The organism is Acinetobacter sp. ANC 4648, assembly GCF_002135345.1.
GTDB lineage: Bacteria > Pseudomonadota > Gammaproteobacteria > Pseudomonadales > Moraxellaceae > Acinetobacter.
Map to the genome: position 1 here is coordinate 75,884 of NZ_NEGI01000005.1, position 18,028 is coordinate 93,911.

An 18,028-nucleotide genomic window follows, 5' to 3' on the forward strand; every position below is an offset into this window, starting at 1 on the left:
TTATTGCTCCAATAGCTTTAAAAATTCTGCCGCAACTGCTTGTTCAGCAAAACGACGACTAGACCCCTCACCGACCAAATTGGATAAGCCCGCGACCACACATTCTACTTTAAAATGCTGGTTGGGTGCATCACCCTGAATATCTACAACCTCGTAAACTGGGAGAGGTTTTTTACGTGCTTGTAGATATTCCTGTAAGCGCGACTTGGGATCTTTCAATTGATCTGTGGGTTCAATATGTTCTAAATATGGTTCATACCACTTTAAAACAATAGGTTCTAAAATAGTTAAATCTGAACAGTCCATATAAATCGCGCCGATAATCGACTCTACCGTATCCGCGAGAATCGATTCACGATGATGACCGCCTGATTTTAATTCACCAGTGCTTAATATTAAACTATGACTCAATTTAAGATCATTGGCAATTTTACCTAAAGCTTCTTGGCGAACCAAAGTTGCTCTCATACGTGTTAATCGCCCTTCATTTTCATGAGGGTATGTACGATATAGATAATTTGCAATAATCATTCCCAACAATGCATCACCTAGAAATTCTAGGCGTTCATAATTATGTCTATGACTAACCGACCGATGTGTTAATGCAAGTTGCAATAACTCAATTTTTTGAAACTGATAACCAATACGACTAGGTAAGCGTGGATCACTTACTTTGAACTGACCTTTGATCAAAACTCTTCTCGAATGTTAGGACTAAATCAATATTCAGTACGAAAGGCTTTCTTACTTCATATTTTTTAATCACTGCTAAACCATCTTTTGTTGAAACGGTCGCAATATCATTAAACTTAATATCACGAATATTATTCATATCCAAACGCTGGCTCATCTTACTTGCAAATGCAGAAGGTGTGATAGTTGAAGGACTTGCTACAATCTCCTCCTCAATTTGCTTATCTATCACACGATCATCCCAGTAGCTTGGCCATACTGCAATTATGATTTTCACAATAAATGCAAATGCCACTACCCCAAATAGAATCCCAATATACGATGTACCTTGTTGATTTTTACGCATTGTTATTATCCAACAACTTCATTTTTAATTAATTGGACCATTACGACTAAACGAAGGTAAATGCAATCCTGGTTCTTTATGCATCCAGATATAAATTGCATGCCCCGTTAAATTCTCTTCTGGTACAAAACCCCAAAAACGACTATCTGCACTTTGATCACGATTATCGCCCATTGCAAAATAATGACCTTTCGGTACAGTTACTTCCCAGCTTTGACCATTTGATTTTACAAAACGATCATTGGCCGTTGCAACATATGGCAAATCTTTCTTTGCTTGAGCATAATTAAATGCAGAGACCAAAGTATTTTGCCCTTCAAGCAACCGGACTAAATGCTGATGTGTCCCCATTGTTTCAGTATAATAAATCGATTTTGGTGTGTCCAAAATATCTTTTTCACGGCTAAATTCCGTTGGAACTTGCTTCACCTTTTGACCATTAATGATCAATTGACCACGATCAAACTCGATATGATCACCAGGCAAACCAATAATACGTTTAATATAGCTAATTTTTGGATTTTCAGGATACTTAAACACCGTAACATCACCACGTTGTGGCTCACCAACATCAATCACCTTGGTGTTAACAATCGGTAGGCGTACCCCGTACTGAAATTTATTTACCAAAATATAATCACCCGTTTCTAAAGTTGGTACCATAGAATCTGATGGAATATTAAAGGGTTCAAAGAAAAAAGAACGTAATACTAAAACCACAGCCAGTACTGGCCAAAAGTCATATGCCCAGGTAATAATAAAATTTTCATTCCCTTTACCTTTCGTCGCACGTTGTTTCAATACGAACTTATCAAGCAACCACAATCCAAAAAAGATCAAGGTTGCAGGTACAAGAATTAAATTAAAATCAAAATCCATGAGCTATATGACCTCTGTCTTTTTATCGTTCTACTTTCAATACAGCTAAGAATGCTTCTTGTGGGATTTCAACACTACCCACTTGTTTCATGCGCTTCTTACCTTCTTTTTGTTTAGATAACAGTTTCTTCTTACGAGAAACGTCACCACCATAACATTTTGCCAATACGTTTTTACGCATTGCTTTAACCGTTGATCTGGCAATAATTTGCGCACCAATCGCCGCTTGAATCGCTACATCAAACATTTGACGTGGAATCAAATCTTTCATCTTATCAACTAAGGCAATACCACGATGTCGTGCATCATTACGATGACAAATCATCGCCAAAGCATCAACTTTTTCACCATTAATTAAGACATCAACCTTCACTAAAGATGAACTTTCAAAACGTACAAAGCTATAGTCAAGCGATGCAAAACCACGCGAACATGACTTCAAGCGATCAAAGAAATCCATCACTACTTCTGCCATAGGGATTTCAAAAGTAACAGAGACTTGGTTACCCAAGAACTTCATATCTTTTTGTACGCCACGGCGCTCAATACACAAGGTCATCACATTACCTAAGTATTCTTGAGGCACTAAAATATGACACTCTGCAATAGGTTCACGTAAGTCTTCAACAGTTGAACCATCAGGCATTTTTGATGGACTGTCGATATAGATTGTTTCACCTGTTTTCATCAATGATTCGTAAATCACTGTTGGTGCAGAGGTGATGATATCTAAATCATATTCACGTTCTAAACGTTCTTGTACGATCTCCATATGTAGCATTCCCAAGAAGCCACAACGGAAACCAAAACCAAGTGCATCTGAACTTTCAGGTTCAAAAAACAAGGATGAGTCGTTAATTTGTAATTTATGCAATGCTTCACGGAAAGGTTCAAAGTCACTAGCATCAATTGGGAATAAGCCCGCATAAACCTGCGGCTTAACCTTTTTAAAACCTGGTAACGTTTTAACATCTGGTGTCGCCGATAAAGTAATAGTATCACCCACTGGCGCACCAAAAATATCTTTAATCCCAGCAATAATAAAGCCAACTTCACCCGCTTCCAACATACCTGTTTCAGTATGTTTTGGGTTAAAAATACCCACTGAAGTAATGATATGCGTTTGACCTGTTGATTTAATCAACATTTTATCGCCTTTACGCACACGACCATGCTTGATCCGAACCAAAGATACCACACCTAAATAGTTGTCAAACCAAGAGTCAACAATTAAAGCTTGTAATGGTGCATCTCGATCACCTTCAGGTGCTGGAATAACTTCTACCAAAGTTTCAAGCACACCGGCAACACCCAGCCCTGTTTTTGCAGAACATGTAGGTGCATCGCTTGCTTCAATCCCAATAATTTCTTCAATTTCATGAATAACACGCTCAGGCTCAGCCTGAGGTAAATCAATTTTATTGAGAACTGGGAGAACTTCAAGCCCTTGCTCAATTGCGGTATAGCAATTTGCAACAGACTGAGCTTCTACACCTTGTGCAGCATCAACAACCAGTAATGCACCTTCGCAAGCAGCCAAAGAACGCGACACTTCATAAGAGAAATCGACATGTCCCGGGGTATCAATAAAGTTAAGCTGATACTCTTGACCATTAGGATGAGTGTAATACAAAGTCACAGAAGTGGCTTTAATCGTAATCCCACGCTCGCGCTCCAACTCCATTGAGTCTAAAACTTGAGCCTGCATTTCTCGGTCTTGTAAACCACCACAAGTCTGAATAAAACGGTCAGCTAGAGTCGACTTGCCGTGATCGATGTGAGCGATAATCGAAAAATTACGTATATTTTTGATATCAACAGATTTTTTAGCTTGCGCCATGGGCTACCTTGAACGATAAAATGCGCTATGTATGAAATTCAAACTACATAGCAAAAGCTGTTTAAGAAATTGCGAAAGATTATAACAGATGGTGTTTTCAAAGTATTCATATTAATCAGCAGAGTTTGAGCAAGTTTATTTAAAATTGAAATTTATTAACTTATATAGATGCTATTTATTAATAATCACTCTATTCACCTCAATTTTTCATATCTATCTGCATAAGATAAAATATTCAACTCAACAATCTACTAAAATCATTCCGCTAGAGTCGTATTACTAAAATCAAGAGGATTAATTTCTTCATTCAGCACTTGATAAGCCTGTATAAATGTCGGCGACATACGCTTAGGACGTCCAGTAGCAATTTCTATACAGGCCCACTTGGTACTTCCCGTAAACAGTAAACTCTGATCTTTAGCACGATAAAATGCATATTGACGGAAAGAATATAAAGCATTGATATCACTTAACCATGTCCGCAAAATAATTTCATCACCCAGTATGGCTGCTTTGCGATACTGAACATGATGTTCCACTGCAACCATGGCATGTTTCAGTTCTAAGTATTGCGCTAACCCAAGCCCTAACTCTTCAATATGTGCAGAAGCAATATCTTGCATCCATTGCACATACACCACATTATTAACATGTTCTAAAATATCAATATGTTCAGCTTGAACCATAATTTTTAAATCAAAAAACGTGCTCACAAAATCTAACCTTTTATCTAAGCTATTGTATTTAAACTTTGTAATCTAACAAAATCATCTTAAACATAAAATCACCACTGTAAAAAACCACTCAATAATGAGTGGCTTTTTACAGTTCAATGTATTTATGACTGCTTTATTGAATTCTTAATCCAAGCATTGCGTGTTGACCATCTCGTACTAGTGCAACCCGTGCAACTGTATTTTTTTGCAAATCAGAAACAACTTCAACAAAATCATTCGGATCATGAATTTTTTTACCATTCACTTGGGTAATGATATCCCCTGTAATAATTCGAGATTGAGCTGCCAAACCACCACGCGCAACATCTTGAATTAGCACACCACCCTTTAATTCTAATTTAGATTTCTCTGCTTCAGTTAATCCACGAATTGACACACCTAAAACTGGCCCTTTTTGTATCTTAGTCGCAGCACTAGTTTCAACTTTAGCTGGAGTATCATCTGGCGCAGTGGTTAACACCGCAGCAATCACTTTCGCTTTATCATCTCGTAATACTTCAAGTTGTACAGTCTGATTCGGTGTCGTACGATTTAAATAATTAAGTAATTCTGAGGTTCTCGAAATTGGTGAACCATTATATTTCATAATGACATCACCCGATTTAAAGCCTGCTTTCGCCGCAGGTGAGTCCGGTGTAACCTGTGTAATTAAAGAGCCTTCAGGCTTTGGTAACTTATAAGCTTCTGCAAGATTACGGTCAATATCTTGCAGCATAATCCCTAAATAGGAGCGGGTGACTTTACCATTCTTCTTTAACTGATCAACAACATCCATAGCAACATCAATTGGAATTGAGAACGACAACCCCATATAACCGCCCGTACCACTAAAAATACGAGAATTAACTCCTACAACTTGACCTTGCTGGTTAAATAAAGGACCACCCGAGTTCCCAGGATTTAAAGCTACATCTGTTTGAATAAATGGGACAGAGGTTTCACCCATCATATTGCGTGATTTAGCACTCACAATCCCTGCTGATGCAGAATAATCGAAACCGAATGGTGAACCAATCGCCAACACCGGTTGCCCCACTTTGAGTTGATCCACATTGCCTGTTGCTAATGCAGGGAAATTCTTACCATCTACTTTTAATAATGCCACATCGGTCCGCTCATCACTCCCGACCACTGTGGCATCAATTTCACGGCGATCATTCAGCATAATCGTAACTTTAGAGGCATCTTCAACCACATGATGGTTCGTCAATAGGTAGCCATCCTTACTAATAAAGAATGCACTCCCATAGGCAGTTTTTTCTTGTGGTAACTGTTGCTTTGGAATAATAATTTGATTACCGAAGAATCGTTTTAAAATTTCTGGAACTTGTTGCTGCAACAACTCATCCTGCGTCATTTTTTTGACAACACTAACACTCACAACCGCAGGACTCACCTGTTCCACTAAATTTGAAAAATCTACTGGTGCTGCTGCCTGTGTTTGCACCGCGGCCACAGTAAATACTGCAGCGTAGATTCCTTTTTGTATACCGCGATTCTTCATGAGACATGCACCCACTAATGATTATTGTGCCGAAAACCATGTTTGTAACATACAAAATCTGATTTTTACGTTAAATTATGTTTCTATAGTTTTATAAAACAATACTTTACTTAATTTTATCTTAAAAAATATTAATTCGTCATTTTGACCAAATTATGAAATTTAAAACGCTTGTAATTTATGACAAAAAAGAGTGTTATTAACAAACTTTTTTTCAAATTAGCTGATGGACATGTCTAATTTAAACACAACACATCAATTCGATGTGATTATTGTGGGAAGTGGCGGTGCAGGTTTAAGTTTAGCCTTATCGTTACCCGATCATTTCAATATTGCTGTTTTAGCCAAATCCCATTTAACCGATGCCAGCACCTTTTATGCACAAGGTGGTGTCGCCGCAGTTTTAGATGAGACTGATTCTATTCAACAGCATATAGATGACACCATGATTGCTGGTGCACATTTATGTGAAATCGATGCTGTTACACAAACTGTAGAAGGTGGTCGTCCTTCCGTAGACTTTCTGCTTAAGCATGGAGTTCAGTTCACTTTAGATGAAGATGAACAACTTCACCTCACCCGAGAAGGTGGTCACTCACAACGTCGTATTATTCATGCAGCAGATGCAACAGGTCGTGCCATTTCAACCACACTAGTTGAACGTGCTCAAGCTAAAAAAAATATTCGTATTTTTGAAAACTTTATTGCAATTGACCTTATTACTACACAAAAACTGGGACAAAAAGATCTCAGCAATCGTGCTATCGGTTTATATGCGCTGGATGAAAAAAATGAACATGTACACACCTTTCTAGCTCCATTTACTGCACTCGCCTGTGGTGGTGCTATGAAAGCTTATTTGTATACCTCAAACCCAGATATTGCGACTGGTGATGGGATTGCCATGGCCTACCGTGCTGGCTGTCGGGTCGCAAACATGGAGTTTAACCAATTCCATCCGACCTGTTTGTATCATCCTCAAGCGCGCTCTTTTTTAATCACTGAAGCCATGCGCGGTGAAGGTGCTTATTTACGTCTGCCCGATGGTGAACGTTTCATGCTCCGCTTTGATGAACGCGCAGAACTCGCACCTCGTGACATCGTCGCCCGCGCCATCGACTATGAAATTAAGCGCTTGGGGATTCGTCATGTATGGCTCGACATTAGCCATAAATCACCCGAGTTTGTAAAAGAACACTTTCCAACCCTATATGCACGCTTATTGGAACTCGGTATCGACATTACTAAAGATATGATTCCAGTCGTACCCGCTGCGCACTATACTTGTGGTGGTGTGGTGGTTAATGAGCATAGCCAAACCGATATTGCGGGTTTATATGCGATTGGTGAAACGTCATATACTGGTTTGCATGGTGCTAACCGTATGGCAAGCAATTCACTATTAGAATGTTTCGTGTATGGCATGAGTGCCGCGAAAGATATTGAAAGCAAATTCAATCCATCTTTTAACGCCCCACACGTATCTGAATGGGATGCAACACAAGCAGTTCATCCCGACGAAGAGGTAGTAATCCTACAAAACTGGGATGAGCTTCGAGCCACTATGTGGAATTACGTGGGTATTGTCAGAACCACGAAACGCTTGGAACGTGCATTACATCGCATTGAAATGCTAAAAGGTGAAATTACTGAATATTATCAGGATTATCATGTAAGTAAAAATTTAATTGAACTACGAAATTTATTATTAGTCTCTGAAATGATTGTACGTTGTGCGATGCAACGTAAAGAGTCACGTGGTTTACATTACACACTGGATTATCCAGAACTATCTTCTGAATTACGTAAAACCGTATTAACACCACCAACCTTTCAGGTCGAAACACCCTTGGTAAATACTGAGGTTTAATTAGGCAATTCAACACTTCAATATAAAAGCACCATCCACTGGTGCTTTTATTAAATTCAAAAAAGATTAGATTTTCTGTGGAGGAATCGAATACGTTCCAGTCACATGCGCTACGGGTTGATCCGAATCAACCGAATAAATCCAAACCTCACCAACGATTAAAGCCCTACCTACTTTCATGAGTTTGCACACACCCCGAAGATCTGTTCCACCTGTAGGCTTACGTAAAAAGTTGATATGCATATTGGTTGTCACGGCTAAACCAACAATTCCAATTTCCCCTAAAATGGCGACATACAATGCAAAGTCAGCAAGAGTCATCATGGTTGGGCCTGAAATTGTCCCACCTGGACGAATATCAGTACCACTAACATGCCACAATAAGATTGCCCCTTTTTCGACAACCTCTTCAATTTCACACTTTTCTAAACTTGGTGGAAAATGCTTTTCTAAAAAATCAATAATTTCTAGTCTGGTGTTTTTCATTCAATGAAGCCCTTATGTCCCTATATTCATAAATAATATAAAGACTTTTATGAGTTTTACCAGTAACCCGAGCGTTCACTATTTAGGACTATCTTAAATACATTAATGCATCTGTAAATACCTTTTCAGGTGCTTGTGTTGCATCAAGACGCTTCATTCTGTGCGGTTCACGTTGCTGAATTTCAACAAAACCAGAACGAACCTTTTCAAAAAAACTGACTTTCTCTTGCTCAAAACGATCCAAAGCACCACGTTCACGTGCACGTGACATTCCTGTTTCAATTGGTGCGTCTAACCAGAATGTTACATCTGGCATTTTGGCGACAAAATTTTCATTTAATAATGCTAACTTTTCTCGGCTCAAACCACGTCCAGCACATTGATAAGCAAAACTTGAGTCCGTGAATCGATCACAGAGAACAATTTTACCTTGTGCTAAAGCAGGTAAAATGACTTGCTCAAGATGTTGTGCACGTGCTGCATACATCAATAGCAATTCAGTCTCATTACTCATTTGCTCATCATGATTCACAGATAACAATAAACTTCGAATTTGCTCAGCCAAGGGCGTTCCACCCGGTTCACGAGTTAAAACAACCTCTTGACCTTGCTGTTGAAAATATTCATACAATGTTCGAATGAGTGTGGTTTTTCCTACACCTTCCGTGCCTTCAAAACTGATAAACATTCTCATTCCTTAATCTTTAGATCGCATAACTGAAATATAATCTTGCACCGCACGATTGTGTTCTTGCAGGTTGCTGGTAAATTTATGCCCACCATTCCCTGTTGCCACAAAATAAATACTGTCTGAATCATCAGGATGCATTGCCGCTTCAATTGCTTTCTTACTCGGTAAAGCAATTGGTGTTGGTGGTAAACCATTGTTAGTATAGGTATTATAAGCTGTCGGGGTGCGCAAATCCTGCTTAGAAATTTTACCTTGATATCGATCACCCATCCCATAAATCACGGTTGGATCTGTTTGTAAACGCATCCCTAATTTTAGACGGCGAACAAAAACACCTGAAACTTGACGTAACTCACGATCGACACTGGTTTCTTTTTCAATAATAGAAGCCATAATTAAGGCTTCATATTTATTTTGATAAGGCAGCTCAGGGGCACGCTTTTCCCAAGCATCATTCAGAATTTTCATTTGACGTTGATATAATTCCGTCAGAATTTTTTTGTCTGACTCCCCTTTATCAAAGAAATAAGTATCTGGAGCAAATAGTCCTTCTGGATGATCGTACGGAATATTCAGTTCTTTTAACAATTCTGCAGTGGGTAAATTCACCACCGTTTTATGGATCAAGCTATCGTTACGGAGCGCTTGAATGAGTTGTTTCGCAGTTGTCCCCTCAATCACCAACAATCGACTCATTTGTGCATTATCCGCATTGGAAACCATATCCAAAACCTGACGTACACTCATACCTTGTGTTACTTCATAAATACCTGCTTTCATGGTGTCATGAATAAAAATCTTACGGTAGAGCTTCAGTACCAGCGGAAAACCAACTTTTTTATCTTCAGCCAATTGATCAATAAAACCAGTATAAGTTTCACCATTAGTAATAGAAAGCTTTTGCTTTTTACCCTCCACAGGATAAGTCTTAAAAATACTCATTTTTAAAATCATCGCGATCAGCAATAAAAGAGCAATCAATACGATCACTACACCTTTATAGATTTTATTTGGCGCAACAATGTGCGTTTTCTTTTTAAGCTGAGCTGGAGTCTTAGGCATAATGATTAAACTGATTCAATTGCAAAGTATCAAATAGCTCAACGCAAGGTTGAACCTCTAACAGACGGGTTTGAAAATTTTGTACAACTTTCATCGGGTTCAGCGCATTACAAAAGAATAAACTTTGAATCTCTGGAATCTCATCACGCCCAACAAAACGTAGTACACAAGGAATTTGCTGTTGTTGCATTCGATTTAAAATCTCAGCGCGCATCACACCATGTACGCCATTATAGCGAAGTTCAGGCGTAATCCATGTATCATTTATTCGAATAAAACAATTACTGCTTATTCCTTCAACAATCCCTTCCTGCACATCAATGACCAATGCTTCAAGCCAGCCATGCTGCTGCGCTTCTTTTTTTAATAGCACCTGTTCCAAGCGATTGAGCGACTTAATTCCCACCAAACTAGGCATCGTTAAGCCAATGACTTGCTCAAGCACATTGCTATCAATCAATTCCAACTGAAATGTTTGAGTTTGTTGTGGATAGAACAATACATACAGATCTGCAGGATGATCTGGCAAGCTATAACCTCGATTACCCTCACCCCGACTTAAAATAATTTTTAATGTTCCATTTAAAGGTGCCATCTGCTGTTTTAATTGCTCAAGCGTTGCATCCAATAAATCAAAATTAATACTTAAACTGAGTCGCTCAGCTGAAAGACGTAACCTTTCACGATGTCTACTTTCTAATTCCATCATATTCTGATGGAAACGTGCTGTGGTAAAACAACCATCTCCATAATGAAACGCCCGATCTAAAATAGGGATCGACTCAACTATCTGAGCATTTTTAAAACATATCATGTTGATTTTCAACCTTCCAGCTTCATAAAAACGTCTAAACAAATCTTTAAAAACTATTTCGTTTTTATTCATATAAAATTCATTTTTTATTATTTTTTTTGGATAGATACTGGCGTTATGCTGCATCCATATTAACGAAATTTAAAATATTTGGGGATAATAACCATGCACTTTTCAAAAATAAAACTGAGTGTTGTTGCAGCACTTCTTTCCGTTTCAAGCATTTCATTTGCTGCAAAGGATTTTCTTAACGTCTCTTATGACCCAACACGAGAGCTCTATGAAGATTTTAACAAGCAGTTCGGTGCATATTGGAAAAAAAGCACTGGACAAGAAGTTAACTTTAAACAATCTCATGGTGGTTCAGGTAAACAAGCACGTGCTGTTATTGATGGTTTAGGTGCTGATGTAGTGACCCTCGCTTTAGCAGCTGATATTGATGCGATTGCTGAGAAAACAGATCTCATTCCTAAAGATTGGCAAAAGAAATTTCCACAAAACTCTACTCCTTATACTTCAACCATTGTATTTCTCGTCCGCAAAGGTAATCCAAAACAAATTAAAGATTGGGGCGATTTAGTCAAGTCAGGCGTTGAAATTGTCACACCCAATCCAAAAACATCAGGTGGTGCACGTTGGAACTACCTAGCCGCATGGGCTTGGGCAAAACATAAATATGGTACAGATGCAAAAGCTCAAGATTTTGTTCGTCAAATTTATAAGCAAACCAAAGTATTAGATTCAGGCGCACGTGGCGCAACCACCACATTTGCAGAGCGTGGTATTGGAGATGTCCTACTGGCTTGGGAAAATGAAGCTTATCTAGCAGTCCGAGAACAACCAGGTAAATTTGAAATTATTACTCCATCGCTTTCAATTTTAGCTGAACCGCCTGTGGCGATTGTTGAAAAAAATGTTCAAAAAGATGGGAATGCTCATCTCGCCAAAGCTTACCTAAACTTCCTCTACTCACCTTTGGGTCAGGATATTGCAGCAAAAAATTACTATCGTCCGCGTAACGTTACAGTATTGAAAAAATACAGCACTGTATTTAAACCGCTAAAATTAGTAACCATTGATAAAGAATTTGGTGGATGGTCTAAGGTTCAAAAGCAGCACTTTGAAAATAATGGCATTTTCGATCAAATCGTTAAAGCAAATAATGTGAAGTAAATTCTATCGATAGGAGCATAGACATGACACATACCATAATTGTTCCGGGCGTAGGTGGCAGTGATTATGATCATTGGCAGTCTTGGTTACAACGTCAACTCATGTCTTGCTCTCGTGTACAACAACAGGATTGGAACCTGCCCATTTTGAGCCATTGGATTGCAAATTTTGTTAGCACAATCTCAAAAGTAGAAGCGCCGATTCAAATTGTTGCACATAGCTTTGGTTGTCTAACCAGTGTTGCTGCATTAAATCAATATCCAGAAATAGCGTCAAAGATCAAAAAACTGATTTTAGTTGCTCCTGCAAATCCTAGTCGATTTGGTGAAAATGGTTTTGCGCGCGACAGCATTGGAAATTATGCCCAATACTTCCATCAGTTAAAAATTAATGTGCCTACAGAATTGCTTATTTCTGAAAATGACCCTTGGTTAAACTTTGAAGATGCACAAACTTTGGCAAAATCTTGGAAAATTAAACCCAGCAACTTAGGTCGTGTCGGACATATTAATGTTGATTCAGGTTTTGGTGCTTTCCCTGAAATTTATGATTATTTAGTTTCAGAAAAAAATATCGCCTATATCAATAAAATTGATGACACCAAGTTGTTTTTTAAATTTGCTATTTAACTGATGCATTTTATGCTTGGCGCAATCTGTAATTTATTTACTTACTGATTTCAGTAAGTATTCTCATTTTGAGGAGTTGTCATGTCGCAGCGATCCCGAGTGCTGCCAGGATTTGGTCTTTCTCTAGGCTTCACCCTAGCGTATTTGTCTTTTATTGTACTTATTCCATTATCTGCAGTTTTCATTAAATCTTTAGGTATTGGTTGGGATGGCTTCTGGGAAATTGTTAGTTCTGAACGTATCCAAAAATCATTACAACTCAGTTTTAGCTCAGCTATTATTGCAGCGCTTATCAATGTCGTGTTTGGATTATTGTTAGCATGGTGCTTAGTGCGCTATACCTTCCCAGGTAAGCGTATTGTTGATGCGTTGGTTGATCTTCCTTTCGCATTACCAACCGCTGTTGCAGGTATTGCCCTTACTTCACTTTATGCACCGACGGGCTGGATTGGTCAATATTTAGAACCACTTGGAATTAAAGTGGCCTATACCCCTATCGGGATTACTTTAGCTTTAATCTTTATTGGCCTTCCATTTGTAGTACGTACTGTACAACCAGTACTGAGTGATTTAGAAACAGAACTTGAAGAAGCTGCCTCCGCATTAGGGGCAAATCGTTTGCAAATCGTAGCTAAAATAATTTTACCTATTTTATTCCCAGCCTTACTTACTGGTTTTGCTTTAGCATTTGCGCGTGGTGTCGGTGAATATGGTTCAGTGATTTTTATTGCAGGTAATCAGCCCTTTAAAACTGAAATTGCACCACTGATGATTATTTCTCGTTTAGAAGAATATGATTATGCTGGTGCAACAACAATTGCTGTGGTGATGTTGGTTCTTTCATTCTTTATTTTGTTTTTGATTAACCTTGTACAAGCATGGGCAAGTCGCCGTACTGGGAGAACTGCTCGATGAGCTTAACCACCAATAGCAATGCACTTGCTGCAAAATTACAATCACGCGATGCCACACGTGAACCAACTTGGGTACGTAATACGCTCATTATCATTGCATTAATTTTCTTTATTAGCTGCTTAATCTTACCGCTAATTTTGGTTTTTGTTGAAGCCTTCAAACAAGGTGTACAGGTTTATTTTCAAGCACTGGTAAATCCTGATACATTATCAGCAGTAAAGCTGACCTTACTAACTGCTGCAATAGCTGTTCCACTCAATGTGGTCTTTGGGGTCGCTGCAGCATGGTGTGTGGCCAAATTCAACTTCCGTGGCAAAGCCATTCTCACCACGATTATTGATACCCCCTTTTCAGTTTCACCTGTCATCGCGGGTTTAATGTTAGTGCTAATTTTTGGTTCTCAGGGTTGGTTTGGTGGTTGGCTCATGGATCATGACATCAAAATTTTGTATGCAACTCCTGCGATTGTCTTGGCCACTATTTTTATTACTGTTCCCTTTGTGGCACGTGAGCTGATTCCATTAATGGAAGCACAAGGTACAGAAGAAGAGGAAGCTGCAATTGTACTGGGTGCTTCGGGATGGCAGACTTTTTGTAAGGTGACACTTCCTAATATTAAATGGGGTTTAATTTACGGCATTATTCTATGTAATGCTCGGGCAATGGGTGAGTTTGGTGCAGTGTCGGTGGTATCTGGGCACATTCGTGGTGAAACCAATACTCTGCCTTTACATGTCGAAATTTTATATAACGAATATACCTTTAGTGCCGCATTTGCAGTGTCTTCACTGTTGGCTTTACTGGCGATTGTCACGCTCATTCTTAAAACATGGGTGGAAATACGCCAAGAAAAGCAAGATCGCCGCAATGAAGATTCAGTAATTTAAGGAATAAGTTCATGAGTATTCAAGTTAAAAACATTGAAAAACACTTTGGTGCTTTCCATGCACTAAATAACATCTCTCTAGACTTTCCTGAAGGTCAATTGGTCGCGCTATTAGGTCCTTCTGGCTGTGGCAAAACCACACTGCTACGTATTATTGCAGGTCTAGAATCTGCCGATCAAGGGCAAGTTTTACTTGAAGGCAATGATGCAACCAAAACTCATGTACGCGAACGTCAGGTCGGTTTTGTATTCCAACATTATGCTTTATTTCGCCACATGACCGTATTTGAAAATATTGCCTTTGGATTACGTGTACGCCCACGTGCAACACGTCCAAATGAAGCTGAAATTAAAAAGCGAGTTACTCGTTTACTCGATTTAGTCCAACTCGGATTTTTAGCAGATCGTTATCCTGCACAGTTATCTGGCGGTCAACGTCAACGTATTGCATTGGCTCGCGCATTAGCCGTTGAACCACGAGTCTTGTTATTAGATGAACCCTTTGGTGCACTTGATGCTAAAGTTCGTAAAGAGTTACGTCGTTGGTTAAGAACATTACATGATGAACTACATATCACCTCTATTTTTGTAACACATGACCAAGAAGAAGCATTGGAAGTCGCCGATCAAATTGTCGTCATGAATAAAGGTAATATTGAACAAATTGGCTCACCGCGTGAAGTCTATGAAAAACCAGCAACACCTTTTGTCTTTGACTTTTTAGGTCAAGCCAATCGTTTTGAAGGTGAAAGTCATCAAGGCATTATTCAAATTGGTCAGGATCGCATCCAACTACCCAATTTACAGCACACTCCAGATGGAAAAGTCATTGCATTTGCTCGTCCAAATGAATTAACAATACATGCACAACCGACGAATAATGCTATTCAGGCTACTTTTTTACGCGAAATTTGGATTGCTGGAAAAGTAATGGCGGAATTACAAGATCGTGAAGGTCATTTAATTGAAATTTCATTAAACCCTGAAGAAGCAAAATTGCATCAATTTAGACCAAATCAAACCGTTTGGATCAGTGCTTCAGCATTGCATCTCTTTGCAAATCAAGTTGCTTAAGTGACAATAGGATGAGTGTCCGAGCACTCATCCCCTTTTGAGGTATGCATCAAAATGAATTTCCAACAACTACGGATTATCCGAGAAACAGTTCGTCAAAATTATAATTTAACCGAAGCTTCTGCTGCACTTTACACCTCACAATCTGGTGTCAGTAAACATATTAAAGATCTTGAAGATGAACTTGGTGTTCAACTGTTTGTCCGCAAAGGTAAACGTCTATTGGGTTTAACTGAACCAGGACAATCGTTGTTGAGTATCGTGGAACGTATGCTCATTGATGCCGATAATATTAAACGTCTAGCAGATGACTTTAATAAAGTAGATGAAGGCACCTTAACGATTGCAACAACACATACTCAAGCACGTTATGTGTTACCGCCTATTGTCAATTTATTTAAAAAAGCTTTTCCGAAAGTTCACTTAATTTTACAACAAGCAAGCCCTGTTGAAATTGCCGAAATGTTATTGCTTGGGGTTGCTGATATTGGTATTGCAACCGAATCACTCACCACGCAAGATAATTTAGCTAGTGTTCCATTCTATAGCTGGAAACACAGTATTATTACCCCACAAGGTCATCCGTTAACCCAATTAGACCCGAAAGATATTAGCCTTGAGAAAATGGCTGAATATCCAATTATCACCTATCATGGTGGTTTTACTGGACGTTCTAAAATTGATAAAGCCTTTGAGGATGCTCATTTAGATGTTGATATTGTCATGTCTGCTTTAGATGCCGATGTCATTAAAACCTATGTGGAACTTGGCATGGGGGTCGGTATTGTCAATGATGTAGCATATGATGCTGAACGCGACCATCGCTTAAAACAAATTGCGACCGATATTTTTGGTTTAAATACAACATGGATTGCTGTACGCAAAGGCCATTTACTTCGTGGCTATGGCTATGAATTTATTGCGCTCTGCTCCCCACAAGCAGACATTAAGGCATTAAAAAAAATCGCCTACCCTGAAGATTAATTTTAATCTGTTATAGAAAGAGGATACTCATCCTCTTTCTTAGACTTTTCATTTAAAACCTTACAGAAACTGACCAACTCAATCTAACTCATTATTTTTTAAATTTTTATTGAAAAACACTGTATCTTTAAATATCATGGCAGTATAAAAAATAAACTAATCATTACACAACCCTCAGGGAATTCCATGCAAGTTTCTTCAATCGGAATGACCGTTCTTGTATTATGCCCGACTTATGTTTTTGCTGCTGCAATGGAAAGATCCGATCAATCTATTGCTGCATTTTTAGAAAAAAATAATTATTTTGAACTATCTGTAGCTAAATTAGAGGCTCAAGTATCTGGGCAAGTCCCTAAGCATGAACAACTCACACAACTTCAAGTGCATGACTTTTCAACGGGTAATTTGGTTAATGACTATTTGTTTAGTAATATTGCTATTAAACTGCAACCACACCCCAAATACTCCATTGGTCTAATATACGATCAACCTTTAGGTATAGATCTCGCTTATGACTATAGCCCTAATTCACTACAGGGTCGAAAAACTATAGAATCAGCAAAATTGAAATTTGAAAGTCAAAATTTAACCATGCTGACAGGTTTTCAGCCTAACCAAAATTGGAATATCTATACTGGACTCAGCCACCAAACGCTCAAAGGCAGAATTAAACTCTATGGTTTATCGTATTCATTCCTTAGTGGATATGATGCAGAGATTGAAGAGGACTCCGCTTTAGGTTGGTTAGCTGGAGTCAGTTACCAAATTCCAGAAATTGCCTTAAAAACATCTTTAACTTATCGTTCTGCAATACAGCATCACACTCAAATCAATGAAACGCTATCTAATCAAGCCTTAACATTCACTCCGAATGCAAGCACGACCATTCAAGCACCACAATCTCTAAATCTTGATTTTAATATAGCTTTAAATCAGAATAATTTAGCCTATAGCTCAATCAGATGGGTCAATTGGAAAGCTTATCAAATCCAACCCACTCAATTTGCTGCGATTATTAATGAAGCAGCAAGACAATACCCAGATTTAATTCAACAATTTAACTTAATTGACTATCAAGACAATCAAATTTCTGGAAAATTAGGACTAGCACATCGTATTTCAGAGCGATGGATCTCGACCAGTGACATCTCTTGGGATTCTGGGAGTGGTAATCCTGCAACTACATTGAACCCTTCAAATGGCTTTTGGGGATTTGGACTAGGTGTATTATATAATTTAAAAACAGATAGCTATATTGCATTTGGTCTAAAGTATTTCAGGCTTAATCAAGCTAAAGTCAGTAATTCCGCACAACCTATTACGGGAAATCAAATCTCACCGCTGACTCACGTTCAGCAAAACAATGCCATCGCCTATGGCTTACGCATTGCACATCATTTCTAAAGTCGAATATATAAAAAACGAGCCGAAGCCCGTTTTTTATA

Annotated in this window: 18 protein-coding genes; 8 read left to right on the forward strand and 10 right to left on the reverse strand. The window is 38.6% G+C overall.

Annotation, left to right across the window (positions count from 1 at the left end):
- From rnc to B9T27_RS09925, 6 genes are all read right to left on the reverse strand, one after another.
- The gene (rnc, locus tag B9T27_RS09900) at positions 1-693 is read right to left on the reverse strand and encodes a ribonuclease III (RefSeq protein WP_086206666.1); all 693 of its coding nucleotides are present in this window, start codon (positions 691-693) and stop codon (positions 1-3) included.
- Positions 665-1,039: a DUF4845 domain-containing protein gene (locus tag B9T27_RS09905; protein ID WP_086206667.1), complete on the reverse strand. Its 375-nt coding sequence runs from the start codon at positions 1,037-1,039 to the stop codon at positions 665-667. Before B9T27_RS09905 ends, rnc begins: the two co-directional genes overlap by 29 nt.
- A gap of 24 nt (positions 1,040-1,063) precedes the next feature.
- Positions 1,064-1,918, reverse strand: a complete 855-nt coding sequence (gene lepB / locus B9T27_RS09910; protein WP_086206668.1) for a signal peptidase I — start codon at positions 1,916-1,918, stop codon at positions 1,064-1,066.
- Positions 1,919-1,940: 22 nt separating this feature from the next.
- Positions 1,941-3,758 carry a translation elongation factor 4 gene (gene lepA, locus B9T27_RS09915; RefSeq protein WP_086206669.1) on the reverse strand — a complete coding sequence of 606 codons (1,818 nt, stop codon included), beginning with the start codon at positions 3,756-3,758 and terminating at the stop codon, positions 1,941-1,943.
- A gap of 257 nt (positions 3,759-4,015) precedes the next feature.
- Positions 4,016-4,471, reverse strand: coding sequence for an acyl-CoA thioesterase (locus B9T27_RS09920; RefSeq protein WP_086206670.1), 456 nt, complete (start codon positions 4,469-4,471; stop codon positions 4,016-4,018).
- Positions 4,472-4,607: 136 nt separating this feature from the next.
- Positions 4,608-5,999: a Do family serine endopeptidase gene (locus B9T27_RS09925; RefSeq protein ID WP_086206671.1), complete on the reverse strand. Its 1,392-nt coding sequence runs from the start codon at positions 5,997-5,999 to the stop codon at positions 4,608-4,610.
- A 226-nt stretch (positions 6,000-6,225) separates the two neighbouring features.
- Here B9T27_RS09925 and nadB point away from each other — a divergent pair, with 226 nt between their 5' ends.
- Positions 6,226-7,869 (forward strand): L-aspartate oxidase, encoded by a 1,644-nt coding sequence (nadB, locus tag B9T27_RS09930; RefSeq protein ID WP_086206672.1) that lies wholly within the window; start codon positions 6,226-6,228, stop codon positions 7,867-7,869.
- A 66-nt stretch (positions 7,870-7,935) separates the two neighbouring features.
- Here the strand turns inward: nadB and B9T27_RS09935 are convergent, their stop codons facing one another.
- From B9T27_RS09935 to pabC, 4 genes are all read right to left on the reverse strand, one after another.
- A complete protein-coding gene (locus B9T27_RS09935; protein WP_086206673.1) occupies positions 7,936-8,355 on the reverse strand; it encodes a PaaI family thioesterase in 420 nt (139 codons plus the stop codon).
- An 88-nt stretch (positions 8,356-8,443) separates the two neighbouring features.
- Positions 8,444-9,043 (reverse strand): dTMP kinase, encoded by a 600-nt coding sequence (tmk, locus tag B9T27_RS09940; protein WP_086206674.1) that lies wholly within the window; start codon positions 9,041-9,043, stop codon positions 8,444-8,446.
- A gap of 9 nt (positions 9,044-9,052) precedes the next feature.
- Complete coding sequence (mltG, locus tag B9T27_RS09945) at positions 9,053-10,108, reverse strand: endolytic transglycosylase MltG (RefSeq protein WP_086206675.1); 1,056 nt, start codon at positions 10,106-10,108, stop codon at positions 9,053-9,055.
- Positions 10,101-10,922 carry an aminodeoxychorismate lyase gene (gene pabC / locus B9T27_RS09950; RefSeq protein WP_086206676.1) on the reverse strand — a complete coding sequence of 274 codons (822 nt, stop codon included), beginning with the start codon at positions 10,920-10,922 and terminating at the stop codon, positions 10,101-10,103. Before pabC ends, mltG begins: the two co-directional genes overlap by 8 nt.
- 165 nt (positions 10,923-11,087) lie before the next feature.
- Here pabC and B9T27_RS09955 point away from each other — a divergent pair, with 165 nt between their 5' ends.
- The 7 genes from B9T27_RS09955 to B9T27_RS09985 all read left to right on the forward strand — a co-directional run bounded on the left by B9T27_RS09955 (position 11,088) and on the right by B9T27_RS09985 (position 17,987).
- Positions 11,088-12,095: a sulfate ABC transporter substrate-binding protein gene (locus B9T27_RS09955; protein ID WP_086206677.1), complete on the forward strand. Its 1,008-nt coding sequence runs from the start codon at positions 11,088-11,090 to the stop codon at positions 12,093-12,095.
- Positions 12,096-12,118: 23 nt separating this feature from the next.
- Positions 12,119-12,724 carry an alpha/beta hydrolase gene (locus tag B9T27_RS09960; RefSeq protein ID WP_086206678.1) on the forward strand — a complete coding sequence of 202 codons (606 nt, stop codon included), beginning with the start codon at positions 12,119-12,121 and terminating at the stop codon, positions 12,722-12,724.
- An 81-nt stretch (positions 12,725-12,805) separates the two neighbouring features.
- Complete coding sequence (cysT, locus tag B9T27_RS09965; protein ID WP_086206679.1) at positions 12,806-13,639, forward strand: sulfate ABC transporter permease subunit CysT; 834 nt, start codon at positions 12,806-12,808, stop codon at positions 13,637-13,639.
- Positions 13,636-14,526 carry a sulfate ABC transporter permease subunit CysW gene (cysW, locus tag B9T27_RS09970; RefSeq protein WP_086206680.1) on the forward strand — a complete coding sequence of 297 codons (891 nt, stop codon included), beginning with the start codon at positions 13,636-13,638 and terminating at the stop codon, positions 14,524-14,526. The genes cysT and cysW overlap by 4 nt, the downstream gene beginning before the upstream one ends.
- A gap of 11 nt (positions 14,527-14,537) precedes the next feature.
- Positions 14,538-15,599 carry a sulfate/molybdate ABC transporter ATP-binding protein gene (locus tag B9T27_RS09975; protein ID WP_086206681.1) on the forward strand — a complete coding sequence of 354 codons (1,062 nt, stop codon included), beginning with the start codon at positions 14,538-14,540 and terminating at the stop codon, positions 15,597-15,599.
- A 54-nt stretch (positions 15,600-15,653) separates the two neighbouring features.
- Positions 15,654-16,583: a CysB family HTH-type transcriptional regulator gene (locus tag B9T27_RS09980; RefSeq protein WP_086206682.1), complete on the forward strand. Its 930-nt coding sequence runs from the start codon at positions 15,654-15,656 to the stop codon at positions 16,581-16,583.
- A gap of 186 nt (positions 16,584-16,769) precedes the next feature.
- Positions 16,770-17,987 (forward strand): outer membrane protein transport protein, encoded by a 1,218-nt coding sequence (locus tag B9T27_RS09985; RefSeq protein WP_086206683.1) that lies wholly within the window; start codon positions 16,770-16,772, stop codon positions 17,985-17,987.
- Positions 17,988-18,028 lie beyond the last annotated feature (41 nt).